Annotated in this window: 19 protein-coding genes; 15 read left to right on the top strand and 4 right to left on the bottom strand. The window is 69.3% G+C overall.

What is annotated here, in order from left to right; translation table 11 throughout:
• Window positions 1-84 precede the first annotated feature (84 nt).
• Window positions 85-399 (top strand): ArsR/SmtB family transcription factor, encoded by a 315-nt coding sequence (locus QH290_RS13035; RefSeq protein WP_280382981.1) that lies wholly within the window; start codon window positions 85-87, stop codon window positions 397-399.
• A gap of 3 nt (window positions 400-402) precedes the next feature.
• On the opposite strand, the gene QH290_RS13030 is transcribed toward QH290_RS13035, so the two are convergent.
• Window positions 403-1,614 carry an MFS transporter gene (locus QH290_RS13030; RefSeq protein WP_280382980.1) on the bottom strand — a complete coding sequence of 404 codons (1,212 nt, stop codon included), beginning with the start codon at window positions 1,612-1,614 and terminating at the stop codon, window positions 403-405.
• 101 nt (window positions 1,615-1,715) lie between these two features.
• On the opposite strand from QH290_RS13030, the gene QH290_RS13025 reads away from it, so the two are divergent.
• The 7 genes from QH290_RS13025 (at window position 1,716) to QH290_RS12995 (ending at window position 10,270) form a co-directional block, all read left to right on the top strand.
• A complete protein-coding gene (locus QH290_RS13025) occupies window positions 1,716-2,603 on the top strand; it encodes a LysR family transcriptional regulator (RefSeq protein ID WP_280382979.1) in 888 nt (295 codons plus the stop codon).
• Window positions 2,604-2,831: 228 nt separating this feature from the next.
• Complete coding sequence (locus tag QH290_RS13020; protein ID WP_280262014.1) at window positions 2,832-3,887, top strand: PhoH family protein; 1,056 nt, start codon at window positions 2,832-2,834, stop codon at window positions 3,885-3,887.
• Between the two features lie 79 nt (window positions 3,888-3,966).
• The gene (gene ybeY, locus QH290_RS13015) at window positions 3,967-4,521 is read left to right on the top strand and encodes an rRNA maturation RNase YbeY (protein ID WP_280268469.1); all 555 of its coding nucleotides are present in this window, start codon (window positions 3,967-3,969) and stop codon (window positions 4,519-4,521) included.
• Window positions 4,522-4,528: 7 nt separating this feature from the next.
• Complete coding sequence (locus QH290_RS13010) at window positions 4,529-5,932, top strand: hemolysin family protein (RefSeq protein ID WP_280382978.1); 1,404 nt, start codon at window positions 4,529-4,531, stop codon at window positions 5,930-5,932.
• Entirely contained in the window at window positions 5,925-6,383 is a 459-nt protein-coding gene (locus QH290_RS13005) for a cytidine deaminase (RefSeq protein WP_280382977.1), read from the top strand. Before QH290_RS13010 ends, QH290_RS13005 begins: the two co-directional genes overlap by 8 nt.
• On the top strand, window positions 6,380-7,297 hold the full coding sequence (era, locus tag QH290_RS13000) for a GTPase Era (protein WP_280268466.1): 918 nt from the start codon (window positions 6,380-6,382) through the stop codon (window positions 7,295-7,297). Before QH290_RS13005 ends, era begins: the two co-directional genes overlap by 4 nt.
• Before the next feature lie 78 nt (window positions 7,298-7,375).
• Window positions 7,376-10,270 (top strand): type 1 periplasmic-binding domain-containing protein, encoded by a 2,895-nt coding sequence (locus QH290_RS12995; RefSeq protein ID WP_280382976.1) that lies wholly within the window; start codon window positions 7,376-7,378, stop codon window positions 10,268-10,270.
• A 21-nt stretch (window positions 10,271-10,291) separates the two neighbouring features.
• On the opposite strand, the gene QH290_RS12990 is transcribed toward QH290_RS12995, so the two are convergent.
• Complete coding sequence (locus QH290_RS12990) at window positions 10,292-11,707, bottom strand: amidase (RefSeq protein ID WP_280382975.1); 1,416 nt, start codon at window positions 11,705-11,707, stop codon at window positions 10,292-10,294.
• A gap of 252 nt (window positions 11,708-11,959) precedes the next feature.
• Here QH290_RS12990 and QH290_RS12985 point away from each other — a divergent pair, with 252 nt between their 5' ends.
• Both QH290_RS12985 and recO read left to right on the top strand, forming a co-directional pair.
• Window positions 11,960-12,376, top strand: coding sequence for a hypothetical protein (locus QH290_RS12985; RefSeq protein WP_280268463.1), 417 nt, complete (start codon window positions 11,960-11,962; stop codon window positions 12,374-12,376).
• 72 nt (window positions 12,377-12,448) lie between these two features.
• Window positions 12,449-13,225, top strand: a complete 777-nt coding sequence (gene recO, locus QH290_RS12980; RefSeq protein WP_280382974.1) for a DNA repair protein RecO — start codon at window positions 12,449-12,451, stop codon at window positions 13,223-13,225.
• Window positions 13,226-13,288: 63 nt separating this feature from the next.
• Here the strand turns inward: recO and QH290_RS12975 are convergent, their stop codons facing one another.
• Window positions 13,289-14,032: a hypothetical protein gene (locus QH290_RS12975; protein ID WP_280382973.1), complete on the bottom strand. Its 744-nt coding sequence runs from the start codon at window positions 14,030-14,032 to the stop codon at window positions 13,289-13,291.
• A 203-nt stretch (window positions 14,033-14,235) separates the two neighbouring features.
• On the opposite strand from QH290_RS12975, the gene QH290_RS12970 reads away from it, so the two are divergent.
• Entirely contained in the window at window positions 14,236-14,802 is a 567-nt protein-coding gene (locus QH290_RS12970; RefSeq protein WP_280268460.1) for a TetR/AcrR family transcriptional regulator, read from the top strand.
• Between the two features lie 3 nt (window positions 14,803-14,805).
• Here the strand turns inward: QH290_RS12970 and QH290_RS12965 are convergent, their stop codons facing one another.
• Window positions 14,806-15,435: a TetR/AcrR family transcriptional regulator gene (locus QH290_RS12965; protein WP_280268459.1), complete on the bottom strand. Its 630-nt coding sequence runs from the start codon at window positions 15,433-15,435 to the stop codon at window positions 14,806-14,808.
• 119 nt (window positions 15,436-15,554) lie between these two features.
• Between QH290_RS12965 and QH290_RS12960 the strand changes: the two genes are divergently transcribed.
• From QH290_RS12960 to QH290_RS12945, 4 genes are all read left to right on the top strand, one after another.
• Window positions 15,555-16,205, top strand: coding sequence for a 2-oxoglutarate/malate transporter (locus tag QH290_RS12960; protein ID WP_280268458.1), 651 nt, complete (start codon window positions 15,555-15,557; stop codon window positions 16,203-16,205).
• A gap of 93 nt (window positions 16,206-16,298) precedes the next feature.
• Window positions 16,299-17,030 carry an arginase family protein gene (locus QH290_RS12955; protein ID WP_280382972.1) on the top strand — a complete coding sequence of 244 codons (732 nt, stop codon included), beginning with the start codon at window positions 16,299-16,301 and terminating at the stop codon, window positions 17,028-17,030.
• 64 nt (window positions 17,031-17,094) lie between these two features.
• Window positions 17,095-17,910 (top strand): isoprenyl transferase, encoded by an 816-nt coding sequence (locus tag QH290_RS12950; RefSeq protein ID WP_280268470.1) that lies wholly within the window; start codon window positions 17,095-17,097, stop codon window positions 17,908-17,910.
• Window positions 17,907-18,311, top strand: a complete 405-nt coding sequence (locus tag QH290_RS12945; RefSeq protein WP_280268456.1) for a hypothetical protein — start codon at window positions 17,907-17,909, stop codon at window positions 18,309-18,311. The genes QH290_RS12950 and QH290_RS12945 overlap by 4 nt, the downstream gene beginning before the upstream one ends.
• The last annotated feature ends 72 nt before the right edge of the window (window positions 18,312-18,383 follow it).

The raw sequence follows: 18,383 nt of genomic DNA, 5'->3' as shown, positions 1-18,383 counted from the left end.
GTATTCGAGATTTCGTCAACCATCGAAATCATGAGCCAGATTTCGAACTCTGTCAAAGTCTCGAAATGCTGCTAGCCTTGCGGCATGCGGGCCCTGAACCATCCGACGATCGACTCGGTGGACCTGCCCACCGTCCTCAACGCCCTCGCCGACCCGATCCGCCTGCGCGTGATCGAGCAACTCGCCGAGGCCGGGGGCGTGGTCTGCGGTGGATTCGACGTCCCGGTCAGCATGTCCACCCTCTCCCACCACCTGAAGGTCCTGCGCGAAGCGGGCCTGGTCCGCGTCACCCCCGAAGGCAGCCACCGCCGCCACGAACTCCGCAGCACCGACCTCGAATCCCGCTACCCCGGCGTCCTCACCAGCATCATCGCCGCCACCCGCGACGACCGGATGTGAGGCTTACGTTCCCTCGGCACGGGCCGGGCGGGAGGTGAGGGTGGTGACCAGGGCTGCTGCGGCTAGGACGAGGATGCCCACGTAGGCCGCTAGTCCGGCCCAGCCGTGCCAGCTGTAGGCGAGGCCTGCGGCGGCTCCGACGACGGAGCTGCCGAGGTAGTAGGCGAACAGGTAGAGGGAGGAGGCGGCGGCGCGGTTTCCGGTGGCGGCGGCGCCGACCCAGCCGCTGGCCACCGAATGGGCGGCGAAAAAGCCTGCGGTGCACAGGAGTACGCCGAACAGCACCAGGGGGAGATTGTCGGGGATGGTGATCACCAGCCCGGCGGCCATGGCGCCGATCGAGAGTGCGAGGACCCGCGCGCGGCCGTGGCGGTCGGCCAGGCGACCGGCGGCCGCGGAGGTGACGGTGCCCGCCAGGTACATCACGAACACCAGACCCACTGTGGCGGCGGACAATCCGAACGGTTCCCGGGTGAGGCGGTAGCCGAGGAAGTTGTACATCGAGACGAAGCTGCCCATCAGGACGAAGGCCAGCCCGAACAGCGGCAGCAGCGTCCGGTGCCGCAGGTGTCCGGCGAAATCGGCCGCCAGCGAACGGATTCCGAGCGGCCGCGCCACGAACTGCCGGGACGCGGGCAGACAGCGCACGAACCACACCGTGCACAGCGCGGCCGCCACCGCCAGCACCGCATCACCCCAGCGCCACGACCCGATCTCCAGCGTGAACGCCGGAATCAGCCGTCCCGCAAGCCCTCCGATGCTGGTGCCCGCCACATACACGCCCATCGCCGCGCCCAGCCCGCCCGCGCCGATCTCCTCGGCCAGATACGCCATCGCCACCGCCGGGACACCCGCGAGCGCCAGACCCTGTAGCGCCCGCCCCGCCAGCAGCACGTCCAGCGTCGGGCTGAACGGCAGCAGCAGGCCGATCACGCTCGCCGCCACCGCCGACGCGATCATCACCCGGGTGCGGCCGAACCGCCCCGACAGCACGCTCACCGGCACGATCGCGAGCGCCAGCAGACCGGTGGTCAGCGATACCGCCAGCGCCGCGTGCGCGGGCGTCGCGCCGAACGCCGCCGACAGGCTCGGCAGCAGCGCCTGCGCGCTGTACATCGAGGCGAATGTGGTCAGCCCCGCGGCGAACAGCGCCAGCGAGATCCGGCGTTCGTGCGCGGCGGTATCGGCCGAGGTGGCGGCGGATGCGGTGGTCATGGCCTCAGCATCGGCCCGCCGCGCTTCGAAAGGAAATGCATAATGATCGGGAAGTTGATGCGAAGACAGCATTAGCGCAGCTACTGCCCGAAAGGTGCGCCGTGCCGAGTGACGATTTGCACTGGTTCCTCACCCTCGCCGAACTGGAGCGAGTCGGGGCCGCCGCCGACCGGCTGCACCTCGCGCAGCCGACGCTGTCGCGGATGTTGGCCCGGTTGGAACACCGCCTCGGTGTGCGGCTGTTCGACCGGCACGGAAAACGACTGACGCTCAACGACTTCGGGCGCGTCTACTACGAGCACGCCCGCAGGGCGCAGGCCGAGCTCGATGCCGCCGGACGGGAGCTGTCGGATCTCGCCAACCCCGCCAAAGGCGTTGTGCGGCTGACGTTCCTGCATTCCTTCGGGGCGCGGCTGGTGCCCGATATGGTCGCGGGCTTCCGCCGCGGCTCGGGCCGCATCACCTTCACGCTCACGCAGGATGCGGCCGAAGCGGTGACGACCCAGGTGCTCGACGGCGCCGCCGACCTGGGCCTGGTGTCGCCGAAGCCCGCCGCGCGCGGACTGGGCTGGCGGACCCTGCTGCACCAGCGGCTCGCGCTGGGCGTCCCGGCCGACCATCGGCTCGCCGGGCGGCGCCAGGTCCGCCTGGCCGAGGCCGCCGACGCCGAATTCATCGCCATGCCCACCGGTTTCGGCATGCGCGCGATCCTCGACGACCTCTGTGCCGCGGCCGATTTCCGCCCGCGCATCGGCCTCGAATCCAGCGATCTGGTGACCGTCGCGGGCCTGGTCGCCGCCGGGCTCGGGGTCGCGCTGCTGCCCCTGGAGGAGCCGCCGGTGCGGGGCCCGCAGCCCGGACCGGTGCTGATCCCGCTGGCCGATCCCGGCGCCGCCCGGGCGGTCGGGCTGATCTGGTCGGCGAACGCCGTCCCGTCCGAGGCGGTGCGCCGATTCCGGGATTTCGCCTTCGACCGGGCCCAGCGCTGAGCGCGGGCGGTCAGCCGCTCGCACGGCGACGGCTACCCCGTTCGCGGCGGGGAAAACCTTCCGGAACGCGCCCGTGACCTGGTGGTAGCCGCATATTCACTGGGCGGTGTCGGTGGTCCGCGTTAAACTTTCATCACACGAAACGACACGTTCGAGACCGGAAGCAGGCCATAGCACCTATTGCGAACCTCAGGCGACATCGGCGACCCGACAACTCCCCAGGCCGGCATGGCAGCCGGCGGCAACGGCACGGGCCCGGCCGCGCGGACCGTGCGTTCCAGCATCGAACTCGCTCCCGAATCCGTCTTCGGCTTCCTCGGCTCGGCCGACGAGAATCTCCGTGAACTCGAAGGACTGCTCGACGCCGACATCCACGTCCGCGGCAATTCGGTGACGCTGACCGGCGCGGCCGCCGATGTGGCGCTCGCCGAGCGCGTGGTCGAGCAGCTGGTGGCCCTGACCGGCCGCAATCGCGTCGTGACGCCGGAGGCGGTCCGGCACACCTACTCCATGCTCACCGAGGGCTCCTCGGATTCCCCGGCCGAGGTGCTGAGCCTGGACATCCTGTCGCGTCGCGGCAAGACCATCCGCCCCAAGACGCTGAACCAGAAGCGCTACGTCGACGCGATCGACGAGCACACCATCGTCTTCGGCATCGGCCCGGCGGGCACCGGCAAGACCTATCTCGCCGTCGCCAAGGCCGTGCAGGCGCTGCAGGGCAAGCAGGTCAACCGGATCATCCTCACCCGCCCCGCGGTGGAGGCGGGCGAGCGCCTCGGCTTCCTGCCGGGCACGCTCAACGAGAAGATCGACCCGTACCTGCGCCCGCTCTACGACGCGCTGCACGACATGATGGATCCCGAGGCCATCCCGAAGCTGATGCAGTCCGGCGTCATCGAGGTGGCGCCGCTGGCCTACATGCGCGGCCGTTCGCTCAACGACTCGTTCATCATCCTGGACGAGGCGCAGAACACCACGCCCGAGCAGATGAAGATGTTCCTCACCCGCCTCGGCTTCGGTTCCAAGATCGTCGTCACCGGCGACATCACCCAGGTGGACCTGCCCGGCGGCACCCGCTCGGGCCTGCGCGTGGTCAGCGAGATCCTCGGCGATGTCGACGACATCCACTTCGCCGAGCTGAACTCGAGCGATGTGGTGCGCCACCGCCTGGTGTCGGAGATCGTCGACGCCTACTCCCGCTACGAGGCCGAGGACCGGCCGCAGCTGTCGCACTACCCGGGCAACCGGGCGCAGCGCCGCGCCGCGGGGCGGGCACGCCGGTGATGTCGGCGCCGGATTCCGGCGCCGCGGGTGCTGCGCACCGATGCCCGGTGGTCGGCGTGCCGCCCATTAGGCTTAGGGCGTGAGCATCGAGATCGCCAACGAGTCGGGCATGGACGTCTCCGAGGAGGAACTGGTCAGCGTCGCGCGGTTCGTGATCGGGCGGATGGACGTGCATCCGGCCGCCGAGCTGTCGATGGTGCTGGTCGATCTCGACACCATGGCCGACCTGCACATGCGCTGGATGGATCTACCGGGGCCGACCGATGTGATGTCGTTCCCGATGGACGAGCTCGAGCCCGGCGGCCGACCCGACGGCAGCGAACCGGGCCCGTCGATGCTCGGCGATATCGTGCTGTGCCCCGAGTTCGCGGCCGCGCAGGCGACCAAGGCGGGCCATTCGGTCGACCACGAGCTGGCGCTGCTGACCGTGCACGGCGTGCTGCATCTGCTCGGCTACGACCACGCCGAGCCCGAGGAGGAGAAGGAGATGTTCGGCCTGCAGAACCGGCTGCTCGCCGAATGGTACGAGAGCCTGCGCGAGGCGCAGCGCCGTGCCGAACTCGCCGAACGCGATCGGCGGCTGCTGGGCAAGACCGGGTTCACCGCGCCCGGTGACCCCCTGGACCCGGCATGAGCGCGGCGTGAACTCACCCGTCCTGCTGATTCTGGCGGTCCTGCTGGTTCCGGTTGGTGGCGTGTTCGCCGCCATCGACGCCTCGCTGGCCACCATCTCGCCCGCCCGCGTCGAGGATCTGGTACGAGCCGACCGCGGCGGCGCCCGGCGGCTGTCGCGGATCGTGGTGGACCGCCCCCGGTACGTGAATCTCGTTGTGCTGCTTCGCCTGGCCTGTGAGATCACCGCCACCGTGCTGCTGGCGGCCGCCCTGAGCGACTGGCTCAGCACCGGCTGGGCGCTGGTGCTCACCGCGGTGGTGATGGTGCTGGTCGACTACATGGTCATCGGTGTCGGCCCCCGCACGCTGGGCCGCCAGCACGCCTATTCGATCGCGCTCGCCGCGGCGCTGCCGCTGCAGGCGATCGGGTCGCTGCTGGGACCGGTCAGCCGGCTGTTGATCCTGATCGGTAACGCGATCACGCCCGGCAAGGGATTTCGCAACGGGCCCTTCGCTTCCGAGGTCGAACTGCGCGAGGTCGTGGACATGGCACAGCAGAGCGGCGTCGTGGATTCCGACGAGCGGCGGATGATCCAGTCGGTGTTCGAACTCGGCGATACCGCGGCGCGCGCGGTGATGGTGCCGCGCACCGAGATGGTGTGGATCGAGGCGGACAAGACCGCGGCGCAGGCGATGTCGCTGGCGGTGCGGTCCGGGCATTCGCGCATCCCCGTGATCGGCGAGAACGTCGACGATATAGTCGGCGTCGTCTACCTGAAAGACCTTGTGCCGTACGCGGATCGGGGCAAGAAGGTGCGGGTGCGCGAGGTGATGCGGCCGCCGGTTTTCGTGCCCGACTCCAAGCCGCTGGACGCGCTGCTGGACGAGATGCAGCGCCGCCGCATCCACATGGCGCTGCTGGTCGACGAGTACGGCGGCATCGCGGGGCTGGTCACCATCGAGGACGTGCTGGAGGAGATCGTCGGGGAGATCGCCGACGAATACGACACCGACGAGATCGCGCCTATCGAGGAGCTCAGCGGCGGCAAATACCGGGTGTCGGCGCGGCTGCCGGTGGAGGACCTGGGCGAGCTGTTCGGCACGGTGATCGACGAGGAGGACGTCGATACCGTCGGCGGCCTGCTGGCGCATGCGCTGGGCCGCGTTCCGCTGCCGGGTTCCAAGGTCGTCGCGCACGGATTGCAGCTGCGCGGCGAGGGCGGTGCCGATGCCCGCGGCCGGGTGCGGGTGCACACGGTGGTGGTCAAACGCGCGCCCGAGAAATCGGATTCGGGGAAATCGGAGACCGATGCCGCCGATTCGGTCACCGCGGATACCACCGACGAGCATCCGCCCGTTCGAAAAGGTGATTCGAAACACAAGGGGCGCAACGGATTCAACGGATACGAGGACGGAGACAGCGATGACTGAGACCGCGGGGCTGGACGCCGAGGACAACAAGCTGCTGGTGCTGGCCCGCGGCGCGATGGGGCGCACCGGCGGCGGCAGCGGTGCGGCGGTCCGCGATACCGACGGCCGCACCTATGCCGCGGGTGTGGTGGAGCTGAAGGCGTTGCCGCTGACCGCATTGCAGGCCGCGGTGGCGGCCGCGATCTCCAGCGGCGCCGAGGGCTTCGAGGCCGCGGTCGTGTGCGGCGGGCTGCGCCACGACGCGGGAATCGCCGCCGTGCACGAGGTGTCGCCCGCCGCGCGGGTCATCCTCACCGATCGCAAAGGGACGGTGACCGATACGGTTTCGAGCGGCTCCGGCGAGGATCGGTACGGGGTGGAGAATCCGATCGGAGACGAGGGCAATACGGGGCACGGCCGCGGCGCCCCGGCGGGCTTCGACATCGACACCGAATCCGAGGTTTTCGAATGAGCTCCGGCTCGTCCGCCGACGGATTCCGTTCCGGCTTCGTCTGTTTCGTCGGCCGCCCCAATACGGGCAAGTCGACGCTCACCAATGCCATGGTGGGCCAGAAGATCGCGATCACGTCCTCGCGCCCGCAGACCACCCGGCACACCATCCGGGGCATCGTGCATCGCGAGCACACGCAGCTGATCCTGGTCGACACCCCGGGCCTGCACCGCCCGCGAACGCTGCTGGGCCAGCGGCTCAACGATCTGGTGCGCGACACCTATTCCGAGGTCGACGTCATCGCCGTCTGCATTCCGGCCGACGAGAAGATCGGCCCCGGCGACCGCTGGATCGTGCAGCAGGTCGGGCAGATGGCGCCGAAGACCACGCTGCTCGGTGTCGTCACCAAGATCGACAAGGTGAGCCGCGACCAGGTCGCCCAGCAGCTGGTCGCTGTCTCGGAGCTGCTGGGGCCCGAGGCCGAGGTGGTTCCGGTCTCGGCGGTCAAGGGCGAACAGGTCGAGGTGCTGGTCGACGTGATCGCCTCGAAAATGCCGGAGGGCCCGGCCTTCTACCCCGACGGCGAGCTGACCGACGAGCCCGAGGAAACGCTCATGGCCGAGCTGATCCGCGAGGCCGCGCTCGAGGGCGTGCGCGACGAGCTGCCGCATTCGCTGGCCGTCGTCATCGAGGAGGTCCTCCCGCGCGAGGAGAACGACGAGATGCTCGACGTGCACGCCCTGCTCTACGTGGAACGCCCCAGCCAGAAGGCCATCGTCATCGGCAAGCGCGGCGCCCGCCTCAAGGAGGTCGGCACCGCCGCCCGCAAACAGATCGAGCACATCCTCGGCACCCGCATCTACCTGCACCTGCACGTCAAGGTCGCCAAGGACTGGCAGCGCGACCCGAAACAACTGGGGAAGCTGGGCTTCTGAGCGCGATGTGAACGGTCGACAGATTTCGACATAACCTGGCACACTCGGGCTTTCGACCGCATCTGATGGGGGCCCGAGGTGCAGGAAATCGTCACCCTATACCAGCAGCTGCTCCGGGTGCTGTTCGTGCCGGACGAGCGGCCGCGAGTACTGCCGCAGCTGGCCCGCATCCGTCGGCGCCGCCAGCTGCGGCCGCCTCCGATCGTGTGCCTGGTCGCCGACGATATCGACGACGCCACCGTGCTGGAGAAGACGCGAGATTGGCTGGAACCGCCGCGCGACCAGCAGCTGCCGCGATGGAAGCGATACCGTGCTGCGCCGCGGGCCATGGTCGACCTGATCCGCCCGGACGAACGGCGGCGCGCCGCCGGCGACGACGCATTGTCCGGCTGCCTGTGGATCCTCGATTGTCTGCGCAGCGGACTGGAGGCCGACGATACGGGCATGGGGCCCATCGTGTTTCCTCGCTATCGCACCGCGTCCTGGCTGGTACGGGTGGGTTCCGGGCGGGATGCGAAGACCGGCGCGGATGCCGGTGAGCAACTGCAGGAGCAGCTTCCCAAGCTGGTGCGTGCGAGCCGGCGCCCGGTACGGGCGGGTCAGGAGACGGGGCCGCAGGTCGGGCAGGCTGTCCCGGAATCGGTTCCGTGGTACCTGCGGCTGTTGTTCGCGCTGTGGCCGATGGTGCGCGGCATGTTCGGGAATCGTCTCCTGGAGATGTCGAGGCAGGCACGGTGGTTCATGGGGCAGCGGTATCTGACCCCGAGGTTGTCCGACAGTTTTCTGGGGTTCGCCGATCGGCTCGCTGCCCACAAGACCAGAGAAGACCCGGAACAAGTCGCGAAGCTGCTGGTGCACTCGTTCCTCGAGGATCTGCGTAAGGCATACGGCCCCAGGATCTTCCGGCCTGCGACGTGGCGGCACACGGCGTATCCGGTGATCTTGTTGCACGGCGTTGCTCCGGACAATTTCGGTGGCGCGCTGCTACGCCGGGTGAGTGACGTGCGCAACGAGACGGGTCTGTTCGATCCGCTTGTCACGATCACCACGATGAATCGCGCGTCCCACACCGCCATGTGGATTGCCGCGCAGGCCGCCATGAGAAACGCTTCGAAGCGACCGGAGACGAATACACCGGACCCCGGCGAGATCGGCGAGATCAATATCGGGCAGGCCCGTTCCGAGGAGCCCGGGTTCTGGCGCGATCCGTGGGCGGCCTGGAAGTCCACTGTCCGGATCAAGCGACATCAGCGCGACCCCGGCGCCTGGTACCTGCCCCTGGACCTTCCGGGTCAACTCGCTCGCCCCGGCAACAAGCTGCTGGAGCCGCCGAGCCCGAAGCCGCCGAAGCCGCCGTTCTCCACAAGGCGGTGGGTAGTCGCCAGTGCCGCAACGGCATTGGTCGTCGTGCTGGCGTCGCTGTCGGCGGTGTATGTGGAGCCACGCCTCACCGGGGGCTGTGCGACCTGGCCGTGGGATTCCGGAGTCGGTGTCGCCGTGCGGGACGGCGAATGCGTGGGCTACAGCGACAACAGCGGCCACACGTTCGCCGACGACGAGGCCCTGATCGAGTTGCAGCAGTTCGTCTTCGAGCAGAATCGGACGGCGGAACAGGCACTTCGCAACAATCCCCGGCGAACCCTGGTGTCGCTGATCTACTTCGCCGGGCTCACCTACACGGTTCCGAACGTGCGATACCCGCGCGCCCAGGTGGAGGAGCTGGCGGGACTGGCGATGCAGCAGCGCGCGGCGAACGAGAGCCAGGACGAATCCGTGCCGCTACTGCGGATCATCGCCGTCAACGGCGGAACCGTCATGCGCCATGCCGTGTGGGTGACCGAGCACCTGCTGCGCCCGCTGATCCGCGACGATCCCAGCATCGTCGGGGTGGTCGGTCTGGACCGCAGCAGTACGGAGACGCGGAGAGCGATTGCGCTGCTGGGGGAGTCGGGCGTGCCGGTGATGACGACCACCCTGTCGGCCGACGGGCTCGGCCTGACCTCGCCGCTGTATTTCCAGCCGATCCCGAGCAACAGCACCCAGGCCCGTCTCGTCGCGGATTACGTTCAGGGAGCACGTGATCCGAGTTCGGGGCAGGCTCGCTACGACAAGGTGGCGATCTATTATCCCGACGACGATCCCAACGATCTGTACGTGCGGACACTGGCCGACTCGATGCGGAAGGAACTGTCCGGCAGGGATATTCCCTTCCGCGAGGAGACCTGGAAGCAGCAGTCACAGTTGAACGGTCTTCCGAAACCCTGTGCGGCTACCCGCCCGGATCGACAGGAACTGCACTTCTTCGCCGGTCGGAACTACGATTTCGGGGCCTTCATCCGGGTGCTCATCGACGGGTGCAGCAACGAGAACGTGCCCGCGATCCTCGGCGACGACGCCGTTACTCGATACATCACCGATCCGGAGGCCCAGAGGTCCGCGCCTGCGGGGGTTCCGATTCGCTATGTCGCCAAGGGGGTTCCGGTTCTGCTCGGTGGCCGCACCTGCGTCGGGGGAGTCGGCAGGGTCGGCAATCAGGTGGTGAGCCCGGGTTTCAACACGATGTGCGTGCAGCTGGCGGCGCTGGTCGAACGATTGCAGAAATACAAACCCGAGCGGCCGGGTGACCGGACCGGCCTGGCGTACGATATCGCGGCGGTCTTCCTGCAGGCGGTGGGGCAGAACCGGGCCCGTACCGACGCCACGGCCGGTGGGGTGGTGCCGAATCGCGGTGCGATCGCCAGCGAGATCAGGGATCACGACTATGTCGGGGTCACCGGGCCGTTGCATTTCAAGGCCGGTCGGATCACCGACGACGCCACCATCGGGATCCTGCGCACCGACGACATTCGCAGCGCGGAGGTCACGCAGCACTGCCTGCTGCTGTTCGACACCTCCGCGGGCCCGGATTCCGGTCGCGGGTCCGACGGTTGTCCGGTCGGAACCCGGCCGGGCGACGAGGATTGGGCGCGCTGAGACGCGGCGGGTCGTCCGGGTCTACCGCTCCCACCACGGCTCGGGGCGGTGGCGCTCCCAGTGCAGCTCCGATTCCAGTTGGGAGGCAACCGAAACCAGCGTCGGTTCGGAGTCGGCCGGGCCCATGAGCTGGGCGCCGACCGGTAGTCCGGCGTCGGTGAAGCCCGCGGGGACGTTGATGCTGGGCCAGCCCAGCACATTCCACGGCCAGGTATAGGGGCAGGCGGCGGTGATGAGGGCGTCGGTGGCGGCGACACCCAGGCCGTCCATGGCGTCCACCGGCGGGGGCGGGGTGGCGGTGGTGGGTGCCAGGACCACGTCGTAGGCGTCGAAGAAGCGGCCGATCTGCCGGTGCAGCAACGGTTCTGCGGTGCGGGCGGCGTACAGGGCCGGGCCGCTGAGCAGCAGGCCCAGCGCGGCGTTGAACCGGGTTCGCGAATCCACCTGGGCACCGGGCATCTTCGCGAGCCGCTCCCGGATCCCGGCCATGGAGCGGGGCAGGAAGCTGGCCCCGAGGGCGATGCCGTAGTGCAGGTCCGCGACGGTCACCTCGTGTCCCAGTCCGCGCAGGGTGTCCGCGATCGCGCGCACCCGGGCGCCCACCTCGGGATCGAGTGCGGTTCTGGTGGCGGTGAACGGAATGCGCAGCGACAGTGCGATTTTCAGTCGTCCCGGATCGCGCCCGACGGCATCGGAGATCGCGAGCGGGGGCGGTGTGTGCTTGTCACCGGGGTGAGGTCCGGACGCTACGTCGAGCAGCAGCGCGGCGTCGGCGACGGTGCGCGCCAGCGGGCCGTTGACGGTCAGCCCGTGGAACGATTCGGCCTGCGGCCAGGTGGAGATGCGGCCGCGCTGCGGTTTGATCCCGACCAGATTCGTCCACGACGACGGGATGCGGACCGAGCCCGCGCCGTCGGAACCCAGTGCGGCAGGCACCAATCCGGCCGCCACCGCCGCCGCCGAACCGCCCGAGGAGCCGCCGGGAGTGCGCCCGGCATCCCAGGGATTGCGGGTGTAGCCGAAGGCCTCGGCGTCGGTGAAGGGCCACTGCCCGATCTCGCAGGTGTTGGTCTTGCCGACGATCACCGCGCCCGCGACCCGCAGCCGGCGCACCGCCTCGGCATCCTCGGTCTGCGCCGGGAACTCGCCGCCGCAGCCGAATGCCGTTGGCTCCCCGGCCATATCGGTATCGTCCTTGATCGCGATCGGGACGCCCAGCAGCGGCGGCCGGGCCCCCGCCGCCAGCTGCCGGTCCGCCTCGGCGGCCTCGGCGAGGGCGCGTTCGCGGCGGACCACGCGGAAGGCGTTGAGCGTCGGCTGGCTCGCCTCGATTCGATCGAGGGCGGCGGTGGTGGCGGCGACCGAGGTGGTCGCGCCCTGTGCGATCGCGGCCGCCAGCTCGGCCAGCCCGAGGTCGCGTGTCGAGGCCGTGGTCATGGTGATCTCCGTCTCGTGGGTCTGCTGGAAAGGTAGCGCGCATCTGGTCGCACGTCCAGGTTGCGGGGAACCGTCCCGGCGATGAACGCTCGAATCGGCCGCTGACCTGCGCCGGGCCGAACGCGGGCGGCCGCCGGTCTTCGACGACCGAGCGTCGTATTCGAATTGTGATGTCGGCGGGTCGGCATTTCCGCAGGTCGGTCGTCCAGCGCCATCGACGCCGAGGGTGTAGTAGACCTACGATGCTTCTTCGTGAAGTGGATGTCCCGGGCGTTCGGCTCGAAAGAGCTACCGCTACAACTGCGTTCGGATCTGGAGGCGGAGGGGATCGTCGTATTCGGCCCCATCAGTGGGTCGGTCGCGCACCGCAGTTATCGCACCGCGCTGCACTACGCCTCGTCGAGCTGGGAGAACGTCGCCGCAGGAACCATCGCGATGAGCAACCGGCGGCTGATCGTCTGGGGCAACCGCACGGCGCTGGTCGATGTCCCGCTCGGGCACCCGGCCGTCAGCATGGAACTGCAGGGCCCCGAACGCATGCTGCTCGAGGCGGACGACTTCGCCATCGACCGCTCCCGCACCGGCTGGACCACCCTGCTCCTGCGAACCCTCCACGCCCCCCGCATCATCCAGGTATACAGCGAGAGCGGCCAGCGCATCCGCCCCTGAGCCCCTGACGGGCACGGTCTCGGATTCGGCGCGCCGTGTGTCGGTGTCGCCCGCGCGTGGGAGGATGGGGCCGTGCGTTTGTATCGTGATCATGCGGTGGTGCTGCGCCAGCACAAGCTGGGGGAGGCCGATCGCATCGTTACGCTGCTCACGCGGCAGCACGGGCTGGTGCGGGCGGTGGCCAAGGGGGTGCGGCGCACGCGGTCGAAGTTCGGGGCGCGGCTGGAGCCGTTCGCCTATGTCGATGTCCAGCTGTATCCCGGGCGCAATCTCGACACCGTCACCCAGGTGCATACGGTCGAGGCGTTCGCGGCCGATATCGTCGCCGACTACGGCCGCTACACCACCGCGTGCGCGGTGCTGGAGACCGCCGAGCGGCTGGCCGGTGAGGAGCGCGCACCGGCGCCGCGGCTGCACACCCTCACCGCCGGTGCGCTGCGCGCCATCGCCGCCCAGCAGCGCCCGCACGAGCTGATCCTGGACGCATTCCTGTTGCGCGCCATGGGTTTCGCGGGCTGGGCACCGGCGCTGGACGACTGCGCCCGCTGCGCCACCCCCGGCCCGCACCGCGCCTTCCACGTGGCCGCCGGGGGAGCGGTGTGCGTACATTGCCGCCCCCCGGGCTCGGCCACCCCGGCGGTGGGTGTGCTGGACCTGATGAGCGCCCTGTGCCGCGGCGACTGGTCGGGTGTCGAGGCCGTCTCCGAATCGGTGCGCCGCCAGGCCAGCGGCCTCACCGCGGCCCACCTGCAATGGCACCTCGAACGCCAGCTCCGCACCCTCCCGCTCATCGAACGCACCCGCCCGCACGGCGCGGTACCCGAGCCGGAGGAAACCCGGGTCGGCTGATCCGGACGCACCACGGCGGTTACGCCGAAGATAGGCGGAACCGCCGCTGCACGGGTACTTCCCTCAGCGCAGGCGGCGGTAGATGATCGGTTGTGCGGCAATGCCGTTCGCGGAGAAGTTGGCGAGCACGAACGAGCGGAACTGCGGATGGAACAGCAGGGTCGGCAGGAAGGTGCGCAGCGTGGGCCAGCTGGCATGGTTGATGATGCTGAAGTCGGCCGGATTCCCCGCAAGCGGCTGCATCGGAACGGAATCGGGCAGATCGGTATTGCGCTGGAACCAGCCCGCGGTGTACTCCCAGACGTCGTAGTTGGTGGCCATGTCGTCGCTGTGGAAGTAGTTGAACAGGAACCAGCTGTCCGGCCCGTGATCGACGTCGGCGATGCGGGCCGGGCTGGACGCGCCGGTGACGTACACGCGGTCGGATTCCCGTTCGGCCAGCGCAACGAGTTCGAGCCAGGCGGGATCGGTGCGCACCGTGGCGATATCGTCGATGGTGCCGGTCCGGACGAGCACGACGACGTCGAACCGCGCTGGCCGCACATTGTGACGGCGCAGCACCCGGGCGCCCTCGCCCGGCGGTCGCAGCGCGGCGCGGAAACCGGTGACCTCGACGACGTCCGCCCTGCGGCCGAGCCGCTCACACACCTGTTCCACCCGCCGAAGCAGTCGGCGCCGCGCCGGGGACGGCAGGGGGAGCGGTCCGGCCCACCCGCCGATCTGCGCTGCCAGCAGGAGAAACCCGTTGTCGGTTGGCGTGGTGAGGCGGACCTTGACAGCAAGGTGGTCGTTGACGATCTCCATCATGAATTCCTTTGCGAGGGACTGCTTTTCGTTATGACGCTGTGCCACAGGGACTGCCATGGAACGGCAGGGTTCGGGCGGCGGCCAGCGCGTCGGCGGCCGCCCAGACGGGGGCGAGCCCGAATTCGGCCATGCCAACACCTGTTGGCATAACTATCGGCCAGTCGGGCGCAGAAGTCAACACATGTTGGCCTACAATTGTGGGCATGGCTAGATCCGCAGACGCAACGAAGACCGCGATCCTGGCGGCGGCCCGCGCGCGCTTCGCCGGCGATGGTTACGAGAAGGCCACCATCCGGGCCGTCGCGGCCGACGCGGGTATCGACCCGTCGATGGTGATGCGCTATTTCGGCAACAAGGACGGGCTGTTCGCCGCGGCGGCCGAGTTCGACCTCGGCCTGCCCGACCTGACCGATGCGCCGCGTGACTCGGTCGGTGCCGCGCTGGTCGAGCACTTCCTGGCGCGCTGGCAGGAGGACAACGCGCTGCAGATTCTCCTGCGTACGGGGGTGACCAATGCCGGGGCGGCCGACCGGATGCGTGCCATCTTCGCCGCGGAACTCGCGCCGCTGATCGCCGCACTCTGCGAGGATCCGGACGAGGCCCCGACCCGCGCGGCGCTGGTCGCCTCCCAGATTCTCGGCATGGCACTGTGCCGATACGTCTTGAAATTCCCGCCCGCCGTGGACATGACCGACGCGGAGATCGTCGCCTGGTTGTCGCCGACCGTTCAGGGCTATCTCACCGGTCGACGCCCCGGCCGCTCGGGCTGACGCTCAGTCGTTCAACAGTTCGCGGGTGAGGGTGTCGGCCCACCAGCGTTCGACTCGGTCCGGGGGCCAGCCGCGTTCGACGGTCAGGGTGAGGTAGACGTCGACGTTGCACAGGGCGGCGAAAATGTCTACGGCCGTGGGGATGTCGAGGTGTGGGCGCAGCGTGCCCCCGGGCCACGATTCGAAGACCTGGATGCGGGTCTGGTCGGCCAGTTCCCGTGCGCGGCGGTAGGTGTCGGCGAGGTCGGGCTCGGTGCGGGCCGCCTCGCGGATCAGGGCGATCAGGTCCGCGGAGTGTTCGAACAGGCGGCGGTCGTACCCGGCCATCGCGGCGAGCTGGTGGCCGGGGTCGGTGGTGCCCTCCAGTTCGGTGAGCATCCGGGACATGTCGGCGGTCAGGTCCGCGGCCTCCACCAGCGCCCACACCAGGCCGGTCTTGTTGGTGTAGGCGGCGTAGACGGTCGGGACCGAGACCCCGGCCTCGCGGGCCACGTCGCGCACCGTCGTCGTCGCCCAGCCCTGGGCGACGAACAACCGGCGGGCGGCGTCGGCGATCTCGGCGCGGGTGCGATGGGCCTGCGCCTGCCTGCGGAGCGAGTCGTAGCGCCGGCGTTGCGGCTGTGCCTCGGTCATTGCCCTCCAGTCTACCTCTGTCTATATTTAATATAGGACGCGTTAAATCAAATTCGGGAGGTCCTCCCGGGCCGTCGCCTCGATCGGCGGCAGGTTTCACCTCGGGAAGGGGTGTTCGGATGAGTTTCACCGATCTGGCGGGATGGGGCGGCATCGGGTTCGTCGTGCTGGCGGTCGTCGTCAACGCCTTCTATGTGCGCGGACGGCTGCCGATGCCGATGTCGGGGCAGAGCCCGGACGCGGTCGTGGAGTCCTTCGCCGCCGTCGGCGATGCGCTGAAGCGGCCGTCGGTGTTCGCGCCGCTGACGTGGGTGTGTACGACGGTGTTCGCGGCCGGGCTGCTGGCGCAGCTGTGGCGCGGCGGGACCGGTGTCGAGGCGTGGGCGCTGGTGGGGTTCGCCGGGGTGCTCATGCAGAACGTCACCTTCGCCGTCGTCGAGGCGCTGCGGTTCGCGATGTCCGCGGCGGCGCGGCACGATCGGGGTTCCACGGTGGCGCTGTGGGCGCTGAGCAATGTGCTGTTCGGGTTCAATCAGCTGTTCCTGGCCGTGGCGCTGCTCGGCTTCTCCGCCGCCGGGGCCGGTGCGGGATTCATTCCGGATTGGCAGGTGTGGCTCGGATATGCCAGCGCCGCACTGCTTTTCGTGTCCTCGTCGGCCAGTCCGTACAACGTGGACGGGACCAACCGGATCGCGGTGGCGGGCCTGGTCGGCTGGCTCGGCTGGGCCGCGTGGATAGTCGCGTACGGCATCGCGCTACTGGGCGCGTGATCGAGAAGGGGTATCCGCTTCGTGGTGACGCCACGGCCCGCCGGGGCAGCGAATCCGGCTGCCCGGCCACGAGCGCTGGGCTACGCTCGCGGCATGCGTCTGGCCCTGCCGTATCACCTCGATGAGTATCGGCCGGATATCGATCTCCCTGTGGACCCGGATGTCGTTGTGCGTCAAGAACTTCCGGACGTCGACGATCCGTGGGCGCGGATGGCCGTGCTCTACGAAGCGGTCGCCGAACGGGTGTCCGAGGCCGTGCGCGGCGGCGATCGGCCGGTGGTCGTCTCGGGGGACTGCACCACCTCGCTCGGGACCGTGACGGGACTGCAGCGCGCGGGACTGGCACCGGGCATCGTGTGGTTCGACGCGCACGGGGATGTGCAGACGGCGGAGACCTCGGCCTCCGGCTATCTCGGCGGGTTCCCCCTGCGCATGCTGGTGGGGTACGGGCGGCACCTGATGGCCGAGCGGATCGGGCTGCGCGATGTCCCCGAGGAGCGGGCGGTCCTGGTCGACGGCCGCGACCTCGACCCACCCGAGGTGGAGTACCTGCGCACCGCACGAATCCGGCAGCGCCCGGTACACGATCTCGGTGACCTCCCGGACGCCCCGCTCTACCTGCACCTGGACTGCGACGTGATCGACCCGCAGGACCTGCCGGGCCTGCTGTTCCCGTCCCCGGGCGGCCCCCGCCTCCCCGCCGTCGCCACAGCCATCCGCCACGTCCTCGACACCGGCCGCGTCGCCGCCCTCGGGATCGCCTGCACCTGGCGCGACGGCAGCGGGGCGGCGCAGCGTATGCGGGCGCTCACGGACCGGCTGTGAGTGGGACACGACCGGCGTGATTTGTGGAGATCCTGTGGCCGTGGACCGATGCGCGGCGGCCGTGATGCAGGATGGACCCGTGATCGGTAATCGCACACCCACCACGGCTCGACCCGCCCGCGCGATTCGCCCGCCGTCGCCGCATCCGTCGGGCGCCAAGGCGCCGGAGTTACCGGCGCAGTTCGTGCCCAGGCATGTGGCGCTGGTGATGGACGGCAACGGGCGGTGGGCGCAGGAGCGCGGGCTGCCGCGCACGGCCGGGCACGAGCGCGGCGAGGCGGTGCTGATGGACACCGTCGAGGGCTGCATCGAGATCGGCGTGAAATGGCTGTCCGCCTATGCCTTTTCGACCGAGAACTGGCGGCGCAGCCCGGAGGAGGTGCGCTTCCTCATGGGCTTCAACCGCGACGTGATCCGCCGCCGCCGCGACGAGATGCACGAGATGGGCGTGCGGGTGCGCTGGGCGGGACGGCGACCGCGGTTGTGGCGCAGCGTGATCAAGGAACTGGAGATCGCCGAGGAGCTCACCAAGGACAACACGGTGATGAACCTCACCATGTGCGTCAACTACGGTGGCCGTTCCGAAATCGCCGACGCCGCAAGGGAAATCGCGCGTCGGGTGGCGGCGGGGGAGCTGGATCCGGAGAAGGTCGACGAGGCCACCTTCGCCAAGTATCTCGACGAGCCGGACATGCCCGATGTGGACCTGTTCCTGCGGCCGTCCGGGGAGTTGCGCAGCTCGAACTTCCTGATCTGGCAGTCGGCCTACGCCGAGTTCGTCTACCAGCACACCCTGTTCCCCGATTTCGACCGCCGCAACCTGTGGGAGGCCTGCGTGGAGTACGCCAAGCGCGATCGCCGATTCGGTGGGGTGAAATGACCGAATTGAGTTCGGCGCAGGAACTGCAGGTACGCGCCGGTGCCTGCCTGGGCCAGTACGACATCGACGTGCGGATCGAGGACGGCGGTTTCGGCTTCGAGTACGAGGGCGCGCTGTGCTCGCTGCGCGGGGTGAACCTGTCACCGGGCCTGGACGTGCTCACCCTCACCTGCGTGCTGGCGTGGGACCGCCCGCTCAAGCCGCAACTGCACAAGCGGGTCGCCGACCGCAACAGCGCCCTGCAGTTCGGCTCGATCACGATCATCAGCCACGAGAAGCTCGCCGACGTCATCCTGCGCTACACCTTCCCCGCCGCCGGACTCGACGACGAGGCCCTGACCACAATGCTGCTGCTGGTGCTGTCCGGCGCGGGGCGCGCCCGGCAGGGGCTGGTGCCCTGAGGATCCGCATCCCGGCGCCCTCCTCCAGCATTCCCGGCGTCGTTCTCCGACATTCCCGGCGTGCTTTCGGCC

The sequence above is a fragment of the Nocardia wallacei genome (assembly GCF_029869545.1).
Lineage (GTDB): Bacteria > Actinomycetota > Actinomycetes > Mycobacteriales > Mycobacteriaceae > Nocardia > Nocardia wallacei_A.
The sequence above is the reverse complement of the archived record's forward strand: the minus strand, read 5'-3'. Positions and strand labels throughout refer to the sequence as shown.

Bases quoted from the DNA above. Each gene is read 5' to 3' on its own strand.
- QH290_RS12955 (WP_280382972.1), top strand. From the start codon at position 16,299: ATGCGTCTGGCCCTGCCGTATCACCTCGATGAGTATCGGCCGGATATC.
- QH290_RS12950 (WP_280268470.1), top strand. From the start codon at position 17,095: ATGCAGGATGGACCCGTGATCGGTAATCGCACACCCACCACGGCTCGA.
- QH290_RS12945 (WP_280268456.1), top strand. From the start codon at position 17,907: ATGACCGAATTGAGTTCGGCGCAGGAACTGCAGGTACGCGCCGGTGCC.
- QH290_RS13005 (WP_280382977.1), top strand. From the start codon at position 5,925: ATGACTGAGACCGCGGGGCTGGACGCCGAGGACAACAAGCTGCTGGTG.
- era (WP_280268466.1), top strand. From the start codon at position 6,380: ATGAGCTCCGGCTCGTCCGCCGACGGATTCCGTTCCGGCTTCGTCTGT.
- QH290_RS12965 (WP_280268459.1), bottom strand. From the start codon at position 15,435: ATGACCGAGGCACAGCCGCAACGCCGGCGCTACGACTCGCTCCGCAGG.
- QH290_RS12960 (WP_280268458.1), top strand. From the start codon at position 15,555: ATGAGTTTCACCGATCTGGCGGGATGGGGCGGCATCGGGTTCGTCGTG.
- QH290_RS12975 (WP_280382973.1), bottom strand. From the start codon at position 14,032: ATGATGGAGATCGTCAACGACCACCTTGCTGTCAAGGTCCGCCTCACC.
- QH290_RS12970 (WP_280268460.1), top strand. From the start codon at position 14,236: ATGGCTAGATCCGCAGACGCAACGAAGACCGCGATCCTGGCGGCGGCC.
- QH290_RS13030 (WP_280382980.1), bottom strand. From the start codon at position 1,614: ATGACCACCGCATCCGCCGCCACCTCGGCCGATACCGCCGCGCACGAA.
- QH290_RS12990 (WP_280382975.1), bottom strand. From the start codon at position 11,707: ATGACCACGGCCTCGACACGCGACCTCGGGCTGGCCGAGCTGGCGGCC.
- QH290_RS13020 (WP_280262014.1), top strand. From the start codon at position 2,832: ATGGCAGCCGGCGGCAACGGCACGGGCCCGGCCGCGCGGACCGTGCGT.
- QH290_RS13035 (WP_280382981.1), top strand. From the start codon at position 85: ATGCGGGCCCTGAACCATCCGACGATCGACTCGGTGGACCTGCCCACC.